The sequence below is a fragment of the Saccharothrix isguenensis genome (assembly GCF_052936305.1).
Genome location: NZ_CP193626.1, coordinates 951,195 through 969,562, shown reverse-complemented (window position 1 = coordinate 969,562; position 18,368 = coordinate 951,195). Strand labels below are relative to the sequence as shown.

Here is an 18,368-nt window from a genome sequence, read left to right as displayed (position 1 = left end):
CCGTGTCTGATGACGTCGCGAACACCGCCCAGGTGCTGTCCACCAACATCTTCGACTCCGCCTCCGAGGCGATCGAGGCGATCGGCGCAGCCGACGTGCTCGGCCTCGGCGTCCGGGTGTCGAACCGCCTCGTCCAGGACGAGGAGTCCGACGACACGCTCGTCGAGGAGTGGATCGTCGAACTGCTCACCTCGGTCCCGACCGTCGACGAGGAGTGAGACAGCCGAGGGGCCCTCGTCGTCGACGGGGGCCCTTCACCAAACGCACCGCCGCACAGCCGGACCGTCAGACCGTGAGCACGACCTTGCCGCGCACGTGCTTGCCCTCCAGCAGCCGGTGCGCCTCCGCGGCCAGCGCCAGCGGGAACGTCTGCTGCACCTCGACCTTCAGCGCCCCCGAGCCCGCCTGCCCGGCCAACCAGTCCAGGTCCGCGGCCACCGGCTTGGCGTACGCGTAGCGCCCGCCCAGCTCCAGCACATTGGTGTCCACAATGGACACGATGCGGGCCGGGTCGCGCACCAGCGCGGGCGAGTCGTTGAGCGCCGCACCGCCGACGCAGTCGAACGCCACGTCGACCAGTCCGTCGCCGCCGACCAGCTCGGCCACGTTGTCCACCAGCGCGTCCCCGTAGGCCACCGGATCAGCACCGAGCGACCGGAGGAACGCGTGGTTGCGCGGTGACGCCGTGCCGATCACCCGCGAAGCGCCCAGGATCCGCGCCACCTGCACGGCGAGGTGCCCGACGCCACCGGCGGCGGCGTGCACGAGCACCGTGTCACCGGCGGACACCCCGACCTTCCGCAACGCCTGCAACGCCGTCAGCCCGGTCAACGCGAGCCCGCCCGCCTCCTCGAACGACAGCGTCGCCGGCTTGTGCGCCAACCCGCGCTCGGTCGCCGCGACCAGCTCCGCGTACGTCCCGTGCTGCACGTGGTCCTTGCGCTGGTAGCCGAACACCTCGTCGCCGACCGCGAACCCGTCCACCGCGGGCCCGACGGCACGCACCACGCCGGCCACGTCCCAGCCCGGGACCAGCGGGAAGTGGTGCGGCACCGAACCCGCCACGTACCCCATCCGCACGAGTCGGTCCACCGGGTTCACCCCGGCCGCCCGGACCTCGACCAACACCTGGTCCAGGGCGATCGGCGGGTCCGGCAGCTCCCGCAGCTCGAGGACGTCGGCATCTCCGAATCGGCTCTGCGCGATCGCTTTCACGCACTCCAGTGTTCAGGAACCGCGGGGGACGCGCTGGTCAGGAACCGTAGAAGATGCGCTCGACCACGGCTCGCGCCCGCCGCGTCGTGCGCCGGTACGAGTCCAGGAACTCCCCCTGGTCGGTGCCGTGCACCATCGCCGACGCCACCGCCGCCAGGTCACGCCCCGCCGTGGGCAGCTGGTCACCGGCCTTGCCCCGGACCAGCACCACCGCGTTCCGCGCCCTGGTCGCCATCATCCACGCCTCCACCAGCGCGGACTCGTCCTCCGGCGCCATCAGCCCCGCCTCGGTCGCCGCACGCAGCCCGCGCACGGTCGACGGCGTCCGCAGCCCCGGCACCTCGGACGCGTGCTGCAACTGCAACAGCTGCAGGGTCCACTCGACATCCGCCAGCCCACCCCGCCCCAGCTTGGTGTGCGTGAACGGGTCGGCGCCGCGCGGCAGCCGTTCAGCCTCCACGCGCGCCTTGATGCGCCGGATCTCCCGCACCGCCGTGGCGTCCAAGCCGCCGGCCGGGTACCGCACCGGGTCGATCATCCCGATGAACCGCGCGCCCAGCTCCTCGTCACCCGCGATGAACCGCGCCCGCAGCAACGCCTGCGCCTCCCACAGCTCGGCCCACTGCGCGTAGTACGCCCGGTACGACTCCAGCGTGCGCACCAGCGGCCCCTGCCTGCCCTCCGGCCGCAGGTCGGTGTCCACCTGCAACGGCGGGTCCTGGCTCGGCGCGCTGAGCAGCCGCCGCACCTCCTCCACCACGGACGACGCGTAGCGGGCGGCATCCGAGTCCGTCACGCCCGGCGCGGGCTCGCACACGAACATCACGTCGGCGTCCGACCCGTACCCCAGCTCACGCCCACCGAGCCGGCCCATGCCGATGACCGCGATCGTGGCCTGCGGCTCGCCGGAACCCCGCACCACCGCGTCCAACGCCGCCCGCAGCACCGCCACCCACACCTCGGACAGCGACACGCACACCGTCCGCAGCGGCACCAACCCCAGCAGGTCCGCCGACGCCACCCGCAGCAGCTCCTGGCGGCGCAACGACCGTGCCGCGGTGACCGCACGACCCAGGTCGCTGTACCGGGACACGGTGCTGCGCAGCGGGTTGCCGATGGCCATCGGGTCGCCACCGATCAACGCCTCGGTGTCGGCCAGCAGCCGCAGCACCTCCGGCGCCCGCACCAGCAGGTCCGGCACGAACTTCGACGTGCCCAGCAACGCGGCCAGCCGGTCGACCACCGTGCCCTCGTCCCGCAGCAGCCGCAGGTACCAGGGCGTCTCGGCGAGCGCCTCCGACACCCGCCGGTACGCCAGCAGCCCGCGGTCCGGGTCCGGTGTGGCGGCGAACAGGTCCAGCAGCACCGGCAGCAGCGCCGTCTGGATCCGCGCCCGCCGGGAAACGCCCTTGGTCAGCGCCTCGATGTGCGTCAACGCGCCGTCGGGGGCGGCGTAGCCCAACGCGGCGAGCCTGGCCGCGGCCTGGGACGTGGTCAGCCGCAGAGCCTCCGTCGGCACGTTCGCGACGGCCTGCAACAACGGCCGGTAGAACAGCTTCTCGTGCAGCCTGCGCACCTGGTTCGCACGCTTGCGGAACTCGGCCAGCAGCACCTGGCTCTCCGACAGCCCGCCCTCGGCCTGCAACCCCGCCGCGCGCGCCAGCCACCGCAGCCCGCTGACGTCGTCGTCCGCCGGGAACAGGTGCGTGCGCAGCATCCGCTGCAACTGCAAGCGGTGCTCCAACGTGCGCAGGAACCGGTAGGCGCGACCGAAGTCGGCGGCGTCCGTGCGGCCCACGTACCCGCCACGGCCCAACGCGGCCAACGCCTGCGTCGTCGTGGTGATCCGCAGCTCCTCGTCACCGCGCCCGTGCACGAGCTGGAGCAGCTGCACGGCGAACTCGACGTCCCGCAGCCCACCGCGCCCCAGCTTCAGCTCCCGGTCGGTCAGGCCCGCCGGCACGTGGTCCTCGACGAGGCGGCGCATGGCCTGCACGTCGGGCACGAAGTTCTCCCGCTCGGCGGCCGTCCACACCAGCGGGCGCACCACGTCCATGTACCGCCGGCCCAGCTCCTCGTCACCGGCGACCGGCCGGGCCTTGAGCAGCGCCTGGAACTCCCAGGTCCGCGCCCACCGCTCGTAGTAGGTGGCGTGGCCGTCCAGCGTGCGCACCAGCGCGCCCGCCTTGCCCTCCGGCCGCAGCGCCGCGTCCACCTCGAAGCACGCCTGGCCCGCGACCTGCATCACCGTGCTGGCCAGCCGGGTCGCCACCCCGATGTCGCCCTCGCCGACGAACACCACGTCCACGTCGCTGACGTAGTTCAGCTCGTGCGCGCCGCACTTGCCCATCGCGATCACCGTGAGCCGGCACTCGTCGGCCCGCGGCACCTGACGTTCGGCGACGTCCAGCGCGGCCCGCAACGCGGCCACCGCGAGGTCCGACAGCAGCGCGGCGACCTCGTCGTAGCTGACGTACAGCTGGTCGGGCTCCACCACGTGCGCCAGGTCGGCGCCGGCGATCCGGCACAGCAGCGCCCGGTACTCCAGCCGCAACGCGCGCACCGCGTCCGCGCCGGTCAACCCGTCCACCGCGGCGACGAGAGCGGGCGTGAACGCCTCCGCGTCCACCGGGTCGGCGATGGCCAGGTCGCGCCAGCGGTCCGGGTTCGCGATCAGGAAGTCCGACAGCGCGGTGGACCCGCCGAGCACCGCCAACAACCGCCCGCGCAACGCTTCGCTGTCCCGCAACGCCTGGTCCAGCCCGGCCCACCGGTCGCCGAGCGCGACCCGCAGCCGGTCCACGCCGAGCAGCGCCAGGTCCGGGTCGGGGCTGCGGGACAACGCCACCAGGATCGGCTCGTTGCCCTCGCTCGGCCGTCGCCCCTCCCACCACCCGGCGGCACGCAGGTGCTCACCGCTGCGCGCCTCGGTCAGGCCGAACCGTGCGGGGGACGTGGGCAGTCGAGCTGGATCGGTCATCGACGAACACCGTAGTCCGCCGGGACGCGCCGGGGAGCCTCAGCCCGCCACGATCAAGTAGATGCCGAACAACACCACGGTCACGCACGCCAGCATGCAGGCCACCGCCGCCGCCGCGGGCAGCACGGTCGACGCCTGACGTTCCTGCGCCACCTCCCGCGCGGACAACGCGCGCAGGCCACCCGAGAACAGCACGACCAGCCCCAGCACCACCGCGAGGCTGACCCCGAACACGGCGCCGAGCGCCATCCAGTCGATCTTCACAGCGCCACCTTGTGCGTCTCGGCCTGCGCCGCGATCTCGTCCACCACGTGCTCCGGCCGCACCGGCTCTCGGCGCGACATCAACCAGATCGCCAGCGAGATGCCCATCCCGACCACCGCCACCGCCACCACACCCCACGTGCCGAGCGACGCGATCCAGCCCGCGAGCGCACCGACCAGGCCCGCCGCCGGCAGCGTGAGCCCCCAGGCCGCCGCCATCCGCCCCGCCACGCCCCACCGCACGCCGTCGCGCTGCCGGGCCAGGCCCGAGCCCATGATGCCGCCGGACGCGACGTGCGTGGTGGACAGCGCGAACCCCAGGTGCGACGACGCCATGATCACGGTCGCCGCACTCGTCTGCGCGGCGAAGCCCTGCGGCGCCTCGATCGTGGTCAGGCCCGTGCTCATGGTCTTCGTGATGCGCCACCCGCCCAGGTAGGTGCCCAGCGCGATGGCGATCGCGGCGCTCAGGATCACCCACAGAGGCGGTTCCGCACCCGGCGCGAGGGTTCCGGCCGTGATCAGCGTCAGCGTGATGATGCCCATCGTCTTCTGCGCGTCGTTCGTGCCGTGCGCCAGCGACATGAGCGCGGCGGACGCGATCTGGCCCGCCTTGAAGCCCTTGTCCGTCACCGACTTCCGCGCCCGCTTCGTCAGCCGGTAGGTCAGGTAGGTGGCCAGCATCGCCACGATCCCGGCGACCAGCGGCGCGGCGATCGCGGGCGCCACGATCTTGTCCACGACCTTCGCGAAGTGCACCGCGTCCGCGCCCGCCGCGATCCAGGTGGCCCCGATGAGCCCGCCGAACAGGGCGTGCGAGGAACTGGACGGCAACCCGACGTACCAGGTCACCAGGTTCCACATGATCGCGCCGATCAGGCCGCCGAACACGATGGCCGGCGTGATCCTCGCGTCGTCCACCAGCCCGCCGGAGATGGTCTTGGCGACTTCCACCGACAACAACGCGCCCACCAGGTTCAACACCGCGGAGAACGCGACGGCCGTGCGCGGCCGCATGGCGCCGGTCGCGATGGACGTCGCCATCGAGTTCGCGGTGTCGTGGAAACCGTTGGTGAAGTCGAACACCAACGCGGTCACGACCACGACGATGACGAGGAGCGAGGCATCCACGCTGATTCCTCCGGCTGAACCGACACAGTCGAAGGTGAACGCTACCTTTCCGGAAGGTGAATGATCACTGCGTCAGACGTTCGTCACACCAGCGGGAGGCTCCGCAGGATCGACAGCTCACCGGACGCCAGACGCACGAATCTTTCGGCGAACGGCTGCCACACCTCAAGGATGTCCTCGTGGCCCTGCGCGAGCCGGTCCGCGTCGAGCACGCCGGGACGTGCGGCGGCCACGGCGTCCGGGTCCGAGGCCGCCCAGCGCTCGACCATGTCCGGCGTCGTCTCGATGTGGAACTGCACGCCGTAGGCCTTGTCACCGACGCGGAACGCCTCGTTGGCGCACTTCGGGGACGACGCGAGCAGCAACGCGGTCGGCGGCAGCAGCGCGACCTCGTCCGTGTGGAACTGGAACACGTCAGGCGTCCACGGCAGCTCGCCGAACAGCGGGTCACCGCTCGCCGCGTCCCGCTTCGCCACCAGGTCCAGGCCGATCCGCGTGCCGTGCGGACTGCGCCGCACCTGACCACCCGTGGCCGCGGCCAGGAGCTGCGCGCCCAGGCACACCGCGAGCACCGGCACCCGCTTGGACACCGCGCGGGACAGGAGCTTGCGCACGTCGGCCAACCACGGGTGCTCGGCGTCGTCCAGCGCGCCCATCGCACCGCCCAGGCACACCATGCCCTGGTAGCCGTCGAGCGTCTCCGGCACCGGCCGGTCGTACGGTTCGACCACGTCCAGCACCGCCCCGGCGGCGGTCAGCCACTCGCCGAGGCGGGCCGGCGGGTCGTCGCGGTCGGGTTGCAGCACGAGCAGACGCGTCACCCGACCGAGAGTAGATCAGCAGTCGCAGCGGATGCCGTTCAGGGCGGATCCGCCCGCCCCGGCCCGGTCCCCACCCGCGCCTTCCACCACAGCGCCGCCCACTCCCGCAACACCGTCCACCTCGGCACCGTCGACGGGGTAGCCGGACGCCCGCCAGGTGGTGATGCCGCCGGCCAGCCGCTTCACCTTGAACCCGAGCCGGGACAAGGCGAGCGCGCCCTTGGTCGCGGCGTTGCACTCGAAGCTCTCGCAGTAGCAGACGTAGACGAGGTCGCGGTCCCAGCCGGCGGTCGTCTTCCCGTCCACCTCCCAGTGCGGGAGGTTGATCGCGCCGGGGATGCGCACCCGTGCGAACGCCTCGGCACTGCGCGTCTCGACGAGCTGGAAGCCCTCGGTGTCACCTGCCTCCAGGTCGCGGACCACGTCGTCCGGGTCGGCCTCGAAGGCCAGTTCCGCGGCGAAGAACGCGGCGGCGGCAGCGGGGTCGGCGGCGGGGAAGCGGAGCGTGTTGGTCATGGGTAAATGGTGGCTGACCAGCGTGTTCTTCCCCATGCGGAACTCCAGGTGTCGGGCCGGTCCGGCTTACGATTCCACGGTGGAACTGGACGATCTGGATTGGAAGTTGGTGGAGCTGCTCCAGCGGGACGGGCGGATGACGTTCACCGAGCTGGCCAAGCGCGTCTCGCTGTCCGCGCCCGCCGCCACCGAACGCGTGCGGCGGCTGGAACAGGTCGGGATCATCACCGGGTACGTCGCGGTGGTCGACCCGCAGCGGCTCGGGCTGCCGATCGAGGCGATCGTCCGGGTGCGGGTGCGCAGCCTGGACACACCCCGGTTCCGGGAACGGGTGGTAACCCTGGCGCAGGTGCGCGACGCGGACCACGTGACCGGGGACGACTGCTGGCTCCTGCGCGTCGTGTGCCGGTCGATGGTGGAGCTGGAGGAGTTCGTGGAGCAGGCCCAGCGGTACGGCGACACGACCACGTCCCTGGTGTTCTCCTCGCACGCCCGGAACCGGCCGGTGACGCGGGCGATCTTCGACGGTATGGATCCTCGATAACGCCGACAATCGACATGCGGGGGGCATGTCATGTCGGGGGACAGCCCGTTGGAGCCGTCCCGGCCGTGGTGGGCATTGGCCACCGGGTTGAGCATGCTGTCCCTGGCCATGATGTGGGCGTCACCGTGGTCGACCTGTCGGTCCTCAAGAACGGCCGCGCCAGGAGGATCCGGTCCAGCACGCTCACCACCCGGTGCGAGGTGCTCCGCTGCCGGCCGGGCGACCTGCTCAGCCACCGGCCCGGGTGAACACGAACTCGGCCGAGTCGACCAGCGGCCGGAACCCGATCCGCTGGTACACCGAGTTCGAGGTCGGGTTGGCCAGGTCGGTGTAGAGCACGACGTGCTCGGCGCCGTGGTCCCGCGCCCACTGCGCGCAGGCCGCGGTGACCGCCGCGCCGTACCCGTGCCTGCGGTGCTCCGGCGGGGTGTAGACGGGGCCGATGCGGGCCATGCCGGACGCCGGTGTGTTCGCCGACGCCCAGGACACGGGGGTGTCGCCGACGCACCAGATCAGGTTGCCGTACCCGGCTTCCAGGCTGACCCGCAGCAACCGCTCCGCGTGGTCCTCGGCCTCCTCGTCCTGGTCCTCGCCCCCGGCCTCCGCTCCGAACTCCACGCGCCAGCGGGACAGCAGGCCGAGGTCGTCCATCGTGGCGAGGCGGGCCCGACCGGGGATGTCCGGTCGCACCAGGTCCTTCAGCTCGTAGAGGCGCATCGCCCTCCGCTCGTGGGCGCTGCACCCGGTGCGGGCGGTCCAGGCCGCGACGAACGCCTCCACCGCGTCCCGCGGGCCGTTGACGGCCGGGAGCTCGACGTCGCCGGCCAGCGCATCGGCCACGGCTTCCGTCCACCTCGGCGGGACACCGCTCAGCGTCAACGGCCACGGCGGAGTGCGCAAGGCCGCGGCCACCAGCACGCCGTCTTCGGTGACGGTGACCAGCAGCGGCGGTTCGTCTTCCGGGTCGGGATGGTTGAGCCAGCGGTCCACGGTCGCGACCGGGATCGTGTGGACCACCGGGTCGGCGTTGAAGAAGTCCTTGGTCCGTGCCCAGAACTCCGCCAGGTCATCGTGCTTGATCAGCTCGGCCACGAGTCGGACCGTAACGCAAAAAAGCCTTCAGGGGCACTCGATCACGAGTGCCCCTGAAGGCGAAGAATGTTCGGCGGCGTCCTACTCTCCCACACCCTCACGAGTGCAGTACCATCGGCGCTGGAAGGCTTAACTACCGGGTTCGGAATGGGACCGGGTGTTCCCCCACCGCTATGACCACCGAAACACTATGAAATTACCAACCCGTAGGCACCCGACCCACCCCCGAAACACAGGGTGGACCAGATGGTCCGGTTCGGTTCTTTCAGAACCGCACAGTGGATGCGTAGCGTCTTCATGACAAGTCCTCGGCCTATTAGTACCGGTCAACTCCAGCCGTTACCGACCTTCCATCTCCGGCCTATCAACCCAATGGTCTCTTGGGGGCCTTAACCCACAAAGGGGTGGGATACCTCATCTAGGAACAGGCTTCCCGCTTAGATGCTTTCAGCGGTTATCCCTTCCGAACGTAGCCAACCAGCAATGCCCTTGGCAGGACAACTGGCACACCAGAGGTCCGTCCGTCCCGGTCCTCTCGTACTAGGGACAGCCTTCCGCAAGTATCCTACGCGCGCGGCGGATAGGGACCGAACTGTCTCACGACGTTCTAAACCCAGCTCGCGTACCGCTTTAATGGGCGAACAGCCCAACCCTTGGGACCTACTCCAGCCCCAGGATGCGACGAGCCGACATCGAGGTGCCAAACCATGCCGTCGATATGGACTCTTGGGCAAGATCAGCCTGTTATCCCCGGGGTACCTTTTATCCGTTGAGCGACCACGCTTCCACAAGCCATGGCCGGATCACTAGTTCCGACTTTCGTCCCTGCTCGACCTGTCGGTCTCACAGTCAAGCCCCCTTGTGCACTTGCACTCGACACCTGATTGCCAACCAGGCTGAGGGAACCTTTGAGCGCCTCCGTTACTCTTTGGGAGGCAACCGCCCCAGTTAAACTACCCACCAGGCACTGTCCCTGATCCGGATCACGGACCGAGGTTAGACATCCAGTACGACCAGAGTGGTATTTCAACGACGACTCCACACTGACTGGCGTCAGCGCTTCACAGTCTCCCACCTATCCTACACAAGCCGAACCGAACACCAATACCAAGCTATAGTAAAGGTCCCGGGGTCTTTCCGTCCTGCCGCGCGTAACGAGCATCTTTACTCGTAATGCAATTTCGCCGGGCCTGTGGTTGAGACAGTCGAGAAGTCGTTACGCCATTCGTGCAGGTCGGAACTTACCCGACAAGGAATTTCGCTACCTTAGGATGGTTATAGTTACCACCGCCGTTTACTGGCGCTTAAGTTCTCAGCTTCGCCCCGAAAGACTAACCGGTCCCCTTAACGTTCCAGCACCGGGCAGGCGTCAGTCCGTATACATCGTCTTGCGACTTCGCACGGACCTGTGTTTTTAGTAAACAGTCGCTTCTCGCTGGTCTCTGCGGCCGAAAAATCCTAGCCCGCAAGGGGCTTCAAATCCCTCGGCCCCCCTTCTCCCGAAGTTACGGGGGCATTTTGCCGAGTTCCTTAACCACAGTTCGCCCGATCGCCTCGGTATTCTCTACCTGACCACCTGTGTCGGTTTGGGGTACGGGCCGCATGAACACTCACTAGAGGCTTTTCTCGGCAGCATGGGATCACTCTACTTCGCCTCAATCGGCTATGCATCACGTCTCAGCCTTGATGCCTGGCGGATTTGCCTACCAGACGGCCTACACGCTTACACCAGTACTACCACTCACTGGCGGAGCTACCCTCCTGCGTCACCCCATCGCTTGACTACTACAAGTTCAGGTCCCGCGCTCCACGTCACCCCGCCCCCGAAGGGACAGAGCGGGCTTCGGGCGGTTAGTATCACAAGGTTCGCCATGGGCGCGTTCACACGGGTACGGGAATATCAACCCGTTGTCCATCGACTACGCCTGTCGGCCTCGCCTTAGGTCCCGACTTACCCTGGGCGGATTAGCCTGGCCCAGGAACCCTTGGTCATCCGGCGGACGAGTTTCTCACTCGTCTTTCGCTACTCATGCCTGCATTCTCACTCGTCCAGCCTCCACACCTGGATCACTCCGGCGCTTCAATGGCTGAACGACGCTCCCCTACCCATCCCAGCGTTACACTGAAATGACACGGCTTCGGCGGTGTGCTTGAGCCCCGCTACATTGTCGGCGCAGGACCACTTGACCAGTGAGCTATTACGCACTCTTTAAAGGGTGGCTGCTTCTAAGCCAACCTCCTGGTTGTCTGGGCGACCCCACATCCTTTCCCACTTAGCACACACTTAGGGGCCTTAGCCGGCGTTCTGGGCTGTTTCCCTCTCGACTACGAAGCTTATCCCCCGCAGTCTCACTGCCGCGCTCTCACGTACCGGCATTCGGAGTTTGGTTGATTTCGGTAAGCTTGTGGGCCCCCTAGACCATCCAGTGCTCTACCTCCGGCACGAAACACACGACGCTGCACCTAAATGCATTTCGGGGAGAACCAGCTATCACGGAGTTTGATTGGCCTTTCACCCCTAACCACAGCTCATCCCCCAGGTTTTCAACCCTGGTGGGTTCGGGCCTCCACGCGGTCTTACCCGCGCTTCACCCTGGCCATGGCTAGATCACTCCGCTTCGGGTCTAGACCACGCGACTCAACCGCCCTATTCGGACTCGCTTTCGCTACGGCTACCCCACACGGGTTAACCTCGCCACGCAGCACTAACTCGCAGGCTCATTCTTCAAAAGGCACGCCGTCACCCCTAAAGGCTCCGACGGATTGTAGGCACACGGTTTCAGGTACTATTTCACTCCCCTCCCGGGGTACTTTTCACCTTTCCCTCACGGTACTAGTCCGCTATCGGTCACCAGGTAGTATTTAGGCTTAGCGGGTGGTCCCGCCAGATTCACAGCGAATTTCACGAGTACGCTGCTACTTGGGAACACTGTAAGAAGACGGTGAGTTTTCGCGTACGGGACTTTCACCCTCTACGGCCACGCTTTCCAGACGCGTTCCGCTAACAACACCGTTTTATAACTCCTTGCCAGCTCGGCAGAACTGACGAACAGGTCCCACGACCCCGCACACGCAACCCCTGCCGGGTATCACACGAATACGGTTTAGCCTCATCCGCTTTCGCTCGCCACTACTCACGGAATCACGGTTGTTTTCTCTTCCTGCGGGTACTGAGATGTTTCACTTCCCCGCGTTCCCTCCACACGCCCTATGTGTTCAGGCGTGGGTGACCCCACATGACTGGGGCCGGGTTTCCCCATTCGGATACCCTTGGATCTCAGCTCGGTTGACAGCTCCCCAAGGCTTTTCGCAGTCTCCTACGTCCTTCATCGGCTCCTGGTGCCAAGGCATCCACCGTGTGCCCTTAATAACTTGCCACAAAGATGCTCGCATCCACTGTGCAGTTCTCAAAGAACAACCAGACACCATCCCACACTGCCCACGCCTACCGACCGGAGCCGGCGGTTCGCGGACGGAGACCGTCCTGTCGTTTCCCGCTGATCGAACACTCACGTGTTCTCTCAGGACCCAACAGCGTGCCGAACAGAAACCCTGAACCCCCGACGATCCCTTCCACGCCCTTACGGACAGTACTGACACCGTCGACAACCCGAGGTCCTGCATGTAGCCAGCATCCACATCATTGAGCAACCACCGATCGATCATCCGCCGATCGCGAGGCTCTCCACAGGCCCTCCAGAAGAGAACCGGTGAGGAATGCTCCTTAGAAAGGAGGTGATCCAGCCGCACCTTCCGGTACGGCTACCTTGTTACGACTTCGTCCCAATCGCCAGTCCCACCTTCGACCGCTCCCCCCCTTACGGGTTGGGCCACGGGCTTCGGGTGTTACCGACTTTCGTGACGTGACGGGCGGTGTGTACAAGGCCCGGGAACGTATTCACCGCAGCGTTGCTGATCTGCGATTACTAGCGACTCCGACTTCACGGGGTCGAGTTGCAGACCCCGATCCGAACTGAGACCGGCTTTGTGGGATTCGCTCCACCTCACGGCTTAGCAGCCCTCTGTACCGGCCATTGTAGCATGTGTGAAGCCCTGGACATAAGGGGCATGATGACTTGACGTCATCCCCACCTTCCTCCGAGTTGACCCCGGCAGTCTCCCATGAGTCCCCGCCATTACGCGCTGGCAACATGGAACGAGGGTTGCGCTCGTTGCGGGACTTAACCCAACATCTCACGACACGAGCTGACGACAGCCATGCACCACCTGTACACCGGCCACAAGGGGGGCCGTATCTCTACGGCTTTCCAGTGCATGTCAAGCCCAGGTAAGGTTCTTCGCGTTGCATCGAATTAATCCACATGCTCCGCCGCTTGTGCGGGCCCCCGTCAATTCCTTTGAGTTTTAGCCTTGCGGCCGTACTCCCCAGGCGGGGTGCTTAATGCGTTAGCTGCGGCACGGAGGACGTGGAAGTCCCCCACACCTAGCACCCACCGTTTACGGCGTGGACTACCAGGGTATCTAATCCTGTTCGCTCCCCACGCTTTCGCTCCTCAGCGTCAGTATCGGCCCAGAGACCCGCCTTCGCCACCGGTGTTCCTCCTGATATCTGCGCATTTCACCGCTACACCAGGAATTCCAGTCTCCCCTGCCGAACTCAAGTCTGCCCGTATCGACTGCAGGCTCCACGTTAAGCGTGAAGTTTTCACAGCCGACGCAACAAACCGCCTACGAGCTCTTTACGCCCAATAATTCCGGACAACGCTCGCACCCTACGTATTACCGCGGCTGCTGGCACGTAGTTAGCCGGTGCTTCTTCTGCGGGTACCGTCAGTTGCCCTTCGTCCCCGCTGAAAGAGGTTTACAACCCGAAGGCCGTCATCCCTCACGCGGCGTCGCTGCATCAGGCTTTCGCCCATTGTGCAATATTCCCCACTGCTGCCTCCCGTAGGAGTCTGGGCCGTGTCTCAGTCCCAGTGTGGCCGGTCACCCTCTCAGGCCGGCTACCCGTCGTCGCCTTGGTAGGCCATTACCCCACCAACAAGCTGATAGGCCGCGGGTCCATCCTGTACCGCCGGAACTTTCCACCCACCACCATGCGGAGGCAGGTCATATCCGGTATTAGACCTAGTTTCCCAGGCTTATCCCAGAGTACAGGGCAGGTTACCCACGTGTTACTCACCCGTTCGCCGCTCGTGTACCCCGAAGGGCCTTACCGCTCGACTTGCATGTGTTAAGCACGCCGCCAGCGTTCGTCCTGAGCCAGGATCAAACTCTCCAATAAGGAATGTTTGATCGCTCCGAACAACACTGACAATAATGTCAGTTGTCCAGTAACAATCTCAAAGGAAACCTCTTGACGAGGTTCATAAATTTACTGGCTATTCGGCACGCTGTTGAGTTCTCAAAGAACACGCGCTCACCATCTTGTTCCGCGTCTTACCGCGGTTCATTCCGGGGCTTTGTGTTTTCGTTCTGTCGAAAGCTTAGCTGGTTCGTTTTCTCGGTGTCAAATCGGCCGGTTTCGGCTTCTCGGCTCCGCGACGAACTCGCTTAGCATTCAATTTGTTCTGGTTCCCAGAGCGGAGGCAGCACGTCGTGCTGCTTATTCGTTTCTGGAGGCTTGACGCCGCAGTAGTCTACTCGGCCCGATTCGCGGTGTCAACCGCTCGTTCCGAGGTCCTTGCTGGCGACTCGACAAAAGTTACTCATGACCTTGGCTGGTGTCAAATCGCCTGGTCAGCGGGCTGCTGGAGCAACCTTGGCCGGCGCGGCGACCTGCGGACCGGGTCCCTTGGGCGCCACAGGACGGGGTCGCAGCCACAGCGAGATGGTCCGCATGCCCTGCATCGCGGCCACGATCTGCTCCGGCGAGGCCGCTTCGCGGGTCGCCACCGGCACCAGGTCGTAGCCCCAGATGCGGAACTCCTTCAGCACCGTGACCGGATCGTCGCCGAAACCCTCCGTCGTCGTCGCGGAGAACTCCAGGAACACGTGCGGGCGATCCCGGCGCAGGAGGCGGACGAGACCGGCCAACGCCCGGTGACCACGACCGGGGGCATCCACCCGGACGACCGAGAGCTTGCGGCCCTGCAACGTCGGCACGGCCTCCAGCTCCTTGTCCAGCCTGGCGGCGCGCACCCTCGGCACGTCGTCCCCGGAGTCCTCGGGCAACGGCGTCACCGACACACCGCCGGTCAACGCGGGTTCGGCGGCCAGCTCACCGGAGGCCTCCCACGCGGCGGCGTCGACCAGGACGAGCTGCTGGGCGAGCCGTTCGGGCAGGTTGACGTCGACGTTGTGCCGCAGCAGCGCCCGCGAGGACGGGCACGGCTCGACCGCGACCACCGCGCCGCCCGTGCCGAACCGGCTCAGCATGCGCACGGTCTGGTAGCCGACGTACGCGCCGATGTCGAGGAAGATCCCGTCCGGCTCGACCACCGAGTCGATCAGCTCCGACAGCTCGGTCTCCCACACCCCGTTGCTGGACAGCATCGGCAGCATGAACGCGTCGTCCGAGGGCAGGCGGAGCAGGCCGACGTCCGTCAGCACCAGTGAGCTGCGCGGCACGGTGTCGCTGTGCCGTTCGTGCTCGCGCACGACGACCCTGCGCAGGGCGTCGGCGGTCTGCTGGGCCTGGGTGGCGGCGCGGACCCCGGAGTCGATCTTGGTGTCGCGCTCGCGGAGCGCGTCCACGACCTTGGACTCCAGCGAGTCGATCCGGTCGAGGGTGCGTTCCAGCGCGACGGTGAGCTTGTCGATCCGCTGGGCCAGTGCGTCGCCCTGCTTGGCGCGCTTGCCGGCCTCCCCGACGACGGCGTCCTCGATCTCGCGCAGCCGCCGTCCCTGGCCGGCCATGTCGGCGCGGACCCGGACCACGCTGTCGTCGATGCCCACGAGCTGGTCGGCGAGGTGGCCCTGGTGGTCGGCGTGCTGCTCGATCTCGGCGCGCAGCACTTCCAGTTCGCCGAGGCCGACGCCGGTGGAGATGTCGTCCTGGCGGCGGACCAGTTCGGAGACCGTGCGCTCGACCCCGTCGATGAGGGACGCGAGCACGTCTCGCATGTGGTTGTCGTAGTGGTCGAGCACGCGCAGGACCACCTTGCGCAGCTGCGGCGCCATGGGCGTGCGGCTGGCGGTGCCGACGTCCGGCTGGCGCAGCAGGGCGTGCTTCGCCGAGTGCAGGGCCTTCATCGGGTCGACGGTCGGTGCGGGCTTGGCCCGGCGGGCGCGCCAGCCGCGGTAGGCGTGCTCGACGCGGTCGCGGAGGAGTTCACCCACCTGCGTGACGTCACGGGTCGCGCGGATGTGGTCGCGCCCCTTGATGCCGATCGCGATCGCCGCCGGCAGGTCGTCGGCGAGCGCGCGCATGAGCTTGACGGCGGCGTGGACGTCGGGTTCGACGCCTTGGCGGCACGGTACGAAGATCACCGCGGACTTGTCGAACAGCTCGGCGACCGCGCCGTGGTCGGAGGTGAGGATCGGCGTCGCTCCGGCCGCGTGGCGGGCGAGCGTGTGCGCGATCCGGTCGCAGGCTCCGCCCCGGTGCAGGTGGACGAGGCAGTCGACGGTGCCGAGGGTGTCGACCAGCTCGATGCGCGGGTCGGCGGACGTGGCGAGGCGCAGGCGTTCGGCGGCCTCGGGGTGGGCGTGCGCGTTGGTGACCTCGATGCGCAGCGTCACGTCGGTGCGATCGGGGAAGGCGGAGAAGAACGCCGAGACGGCGCCGAGCACGTTGCCCGCGCGGTCCGAGGCGTGGTCGGCGAGCGCGCCGAAGATGACCCCGTCGTGTGGTTCCGGGTCGTTCGGGTCGGCTTCCGGGACCGGCAGCGGGAGGACGCGGACGGCCGGGCCGCCTTGGCGTTCGAGGGCGGCGCGGGTCGCTTCGGAGGGGACCCAGATCTCGTTGGCGTCGGCGGGCAGCTCGTCGTCCAGGACGTAGTCGACCACGAAACGGCTGTCCGGGACCTTCTCGGTGGTGCCGACGCGGACCACGACCGGGTAGCCGGCGGTGGTGGAGGTCGGCAGGCCGGAGGCACGGGCGGCGGCGTGGACGAGTTCGGCGATGGGGCCGGTGCCGAGGACGGAGACGCCGAGCTGGTCGTGCAGGACGGGGCCTTCGGGGCGGGAGTTCGGGACCGCGGTCACGGGCAGCCGGCCGGCGGCGACGCCCACGGAGGCGCACCAGTCGCGGAAGGCTGCGACGTCGGCGCCGAACGGGTCGGGGAACTGGGTGCGGAGGGCCTCGTCGGAGCGCCAGAGCGCGGCGGCCCAGCGGGTGCTGCCGGGGAGGTCGGGCGCCGGCTCGCTCGCCCACGCCACGAACCCCGCTCCGCCGTCCGGGCCGAAGGCCGGAGGCGGGGTGGTGCGGGCGACCACGGTCGGTGCCGGGACAGGGGTCGGAGTGGGGGCCGGCGCGGCGACGACTGCGGGGGTGGTCGCGGGCGGCTCGGTGGGTGCGGGTGGGACGACCGGCGGCTCCGGGGCGTCCGACACCTCTGGCGCGAGGGGGACGGCGGGGCCGGTCAAGGTCTCCGGGACGGCCACGGTTCCCGGCTCGACATGAGCCACCACGACGTCAGGTGCGACCACGCCATCAGTGGCATCCGCTGCCGTGGCGGTTGCCGGTGCCCCAGGGGCCTCCGGGGTCTCCGTCGCGACCACGTCGTTCGGGGCGTCCGGGCCGGGTTTCGCGGTGTCGGCCGAGGTCGGCGCGGTGTCCGGGTCGGCTGGGATGTCGGCCGGTGCTCCGGTGGCCGGTAGCGCGGCGTCCGTCGGGATCGACCCCGAGACCGAGACCGGTGCGGAGTCTTCCGGTGGGGAGTCTTCCGGTGTGGAGGCTTGTTCCGGACCCCGCAGGGAGGAGGTCGGGCTGAACGCGGAGCCGGCGTGGGCTCGGGTGGCGTCCCGGTAGTCCGCGCGCAGTGCGTCCGGGATCTGGGTGCCGTCCGCGAGTTGCCCGAAGCCGTAACGCACCCGCTGCGGCGTGTGGCCCTTGCGCACCAGTTCCGCTCGGTACGCCGTGCACAGCTCGGCCAGTTCCGGGTGCTCGGACAGCAGCACGCGCGGTCGGTCGGCGAAGTCGGCTGACAGCAGCCACGGGCGATGGGGGTCGAAGCCGGCGAAGTGCACGCTGCGGACGGGTTCGCCGAGGGTCGTCAACGTTCCGTCGGGGCTTCGGTGGAGGTCTCGTTGCGGGGCGTTCCACACCGAGAGGCCGACCGTCGCGTCACGCAGGACGTGCAGGTTGACCAGCGCGGGCGCCATGTCCAGCACGGCCTTGGTGGCGTCCGGGGTCCGGCGCAGCTGCTCGCCGAGGGACTGGAGGAACGGCTCGGCGCCGGGCGCGACCAGCAGGAAACCCGGGTCGAAGACGCCCGTTTCGAGGAGTTCGGTGGGGGTCGGCCGCAGGCCGTCGTCCGGCAACGGCCGCAGCGACCTGGGCAGCAGCACGAGGGGGCCGCGTCGGACGGCCGACTCGACCAGGTCCGTCAACGGGTGCAGGATCTGCACCCACGGGTCCAGGTACAGGACCGGCACGCCCTGGCCCAGCAGCTGTTCGAGCAGCTTGGGCCGCAGCACGCCGCACAGCTGCGACGCCGTGCAGCCGGTCGCCAGCTCGGCCAGCTCCTCCGCGCCCACACCCAGGTCCGCGGGGGTGACCAGGCCGGGACCGGATTTCTCCGGCAGGGCGTCGACCACCAGCGCCATGAACCTGGCCTGGGGGTGGTTCGCCAGGAACGAGCTGGACAGCACCTTCACCGCGGGCAGCTCGGCGGCGGTGGCCACCGTGCAGGCGATGAACGTGGGACGGGATTCCGAACGTCCGGGCACCTCGGTCACGG

At 67.9% G+C, this 18,368-nt stretch carries 11 protein-coding genes and 3 rRNA genes; 3 read left to right on the top strand and 11 right to left on the bottom strand.

Going from position 1 to position 18,368, the window contains the following annotated elements; genetic code table 11:
* Positions 1-2 precede the first annotated feature (2 nt).
* Positions 3-218: a hypothetical protein gene (locus ACRAKI_RS04780; protein WP_447005834.1), complete on the top strand. Its 216-nt coding sequence runs from the start codon at positions 3-5 to the stop codon at positions 216-218.
* A 67-nt stretch (positions 219-285) separates the two neighbouring features.
* On the opposite strand, the gene ACRAKI_RS04775 is transcribed toward ACRAKI_RS04780, so the two are convergent.
* The 6 genes from ACRAKI_RS04775 to ACRAKI_RS04750 form a co-directional block, all read right to left on the bottom strand.
* A complete protein-coding gene (locus tag ACRAKI_RS04775) occupies positions 286-1,215 on the bottom strand; it encodes an NADP-dependent oxidoreductase (RefSeq protein ID WP_447005833.1) in 930 nt (309 codons plus the stop codon).
* 37 nt (positions 1,216-1,252) lie between these two features.
* Positions 1,253-4,195, bottom strand: coding sequence for a bifunctional [glutamine synthetase] adenylyltransferase/[glutamine synthetase]-adenylyl-L-tyrosine phosphorylase (locus tag ACRAKI_RS04770; protein WP_447005832.1), 2,943 nt, complete (start codon positions 4,193-4,195; stop codon positions 1,253-1,255).
* 39 nt (positions 4,196-4,234) lie between these two features.
* On the bottom strand, positions 4,235-4,459 hold the full coding sequence (locus ACRAKI_RS04765) for a hypothetical protein (RefSeq protein ID WP_447005831.1): 225 nt from the start codon (positions 4,457-4,459) through the stop codon (positions 4,235-4,237).
* Positions 4,456-5,589 carry an anion permease gene (locus tag ACRAKI_RS04760; RefSeq protein ID WP_447005830.1) on the bottom strand — a complete coding sequence of 378 codons (1,134 nt, stop codon included), beginning with the start codon at positions 5,587-5,589 and terminating at the stop codon, positions 4,456-4,458. Before ACRAKI_RS04760 ends, ACRAKI_RS04765 begins: the two co-directional genes overlap by 4 nt.
* Positions 5,590-5,672: 83 nt before the next feature.
* The gene (locus ACRAKI_RS04755) at positions 5,673-6,410 is read right to left on the bottom strand and encodes a type 1 glutamine amidotransferase (protein WP_447005829.1); all 738 of its coding nucleotides are present in this window, start codon (positions 6,408-6,410) and stop codon (positions 5,673-5,675) included.
* 15 nt (positions 6,411-6,425) lie between these two features.
* Positions 6,426-6,926 carry a rhodanese-like domain-containing protein gene (locus ACRAKI_RS04750; RefSeq protein ID WP_447005828.1) on the bottom strand — a complete coding sequence of 167 codons (501 nt, stop codon included), beginning with the start codon at positions 6,924-6,926 and terminating at the stop codon, positions 6,426-6,428.
* A gap of 79 nt (positions 6,927-7,005) precedes the next feature.
* On the opposite strand from ACRAKI_RS04750, the gene ACRAKI_RS04745 reads away from it, so the two are divergent.
* Positions 7,006-7,470, top strand: coding sequence for an Lrp/AsnC family transcriptional regulator (locus ACRAKI_RS04745; RefSeq protein WP_447005827.1), 465 nt, complete (start codon positions 7,006-7,008; stop codon positions 7,468-7,470).
* A gap of 14 nt (positions 7,471-7,484) precedes the next feature.
* A complete protein-coding gene (locus ACRAKI_RS04740; RefSeq protein ID WP_447005826.1) occupies positions 7,485-7,718 on the top strand; it encodes a helix-turn-helix domain-containing protein in 234 nt (77 codons plus the stop codon).
* Here ACRAKI_RS04740 and ACRAKI_RS04735 read toward each other — a convergent pair.
* The 5 genes from ACRAKI_RS04735 to ACRAKI_RS04715 all read right to left on the bottom strand — a co-directional run bounded on the left by ACRAKI_RS04735 (position 7,699) and on the right by ACRAKI_RS04715 (position 18,366).
* Positions 7,699-8,562: a GNAT family N-acetyltransferase gene (locus tag ACRAKI_RS04735; RefSeq protein WP_447005825.1), complete on the bottom strand. Its 864-nt coding sequence runs from the start codon at positions 8,560-8,562 to the stop codon at positions 7,699-7,701. The genes ACRAKI_RS04740 and ACRAKI_RS04735 overlap by 20 nt on opposite strands.
* A 68-nt stretch (positions 8,563-8,630) precedes the next feature.
* Positions 8,631-8,747: ribosomal RNA gene (gene rrf, locus ACRAKI_RS04730) — 5S ribosomal RNA — on the bottom strand.
* Positions 8,748-8,858: 111 nt separating this feature from the next.
* Positions 8,859-11,940 (bottom strand): 23S ribosomal RNA (locus ACRAKI_RS04725).
* Between the two features lie 350 nt (positions 11,941-12,290).
* A 16S ribosomal RNA gene (locus tag ACRAKI_RS04720) occupies positions 12,291-13,807 on the bottom strand.
* Together the 16S, 23S and 5S rRNA genes form the textbook arrangement of a ribosomal RNA operon.
* Positions 13,808-14,262: 455 nt before the next feature.
* Entirely contained in the window at positions 14,263-18,366 is a 4,104-nt protein-coding gene (locus ACRAKI_RS04715) for an FkbM family methyltransferase (protein ID WP_447005824.1), read from the bottom strand.
* Positions 18,367-18,368: the final 2 nt, after the last annotated feature.

Excerpts from the sequence above, each read along its gene's own strand:
- ACRAKI_RS04770 (WP_447005832.1), bottom strand. The coding sequence starts at position 4,195 with ATGACCGATCCAGCTCGACTGCCCACGTCCCCCGCACGGTTCGGCCTG.
- ACRAKI_RS04740 (WP_447005826.1), top strand. The coding sequence starts at position 7,485 with ATGCGGGGGGCATGTCATGTCGGGGGACAGCCCGTTGGAGCCGTCCCG.
- ACRAKI_RS04750 (WP_447005828.1), bottom strand. The coding sequence starts at position 6,926 with ATGACCAACACGCTCCGCTTCCCCGCCGCCGACCCCGCTGCCGCCGCC.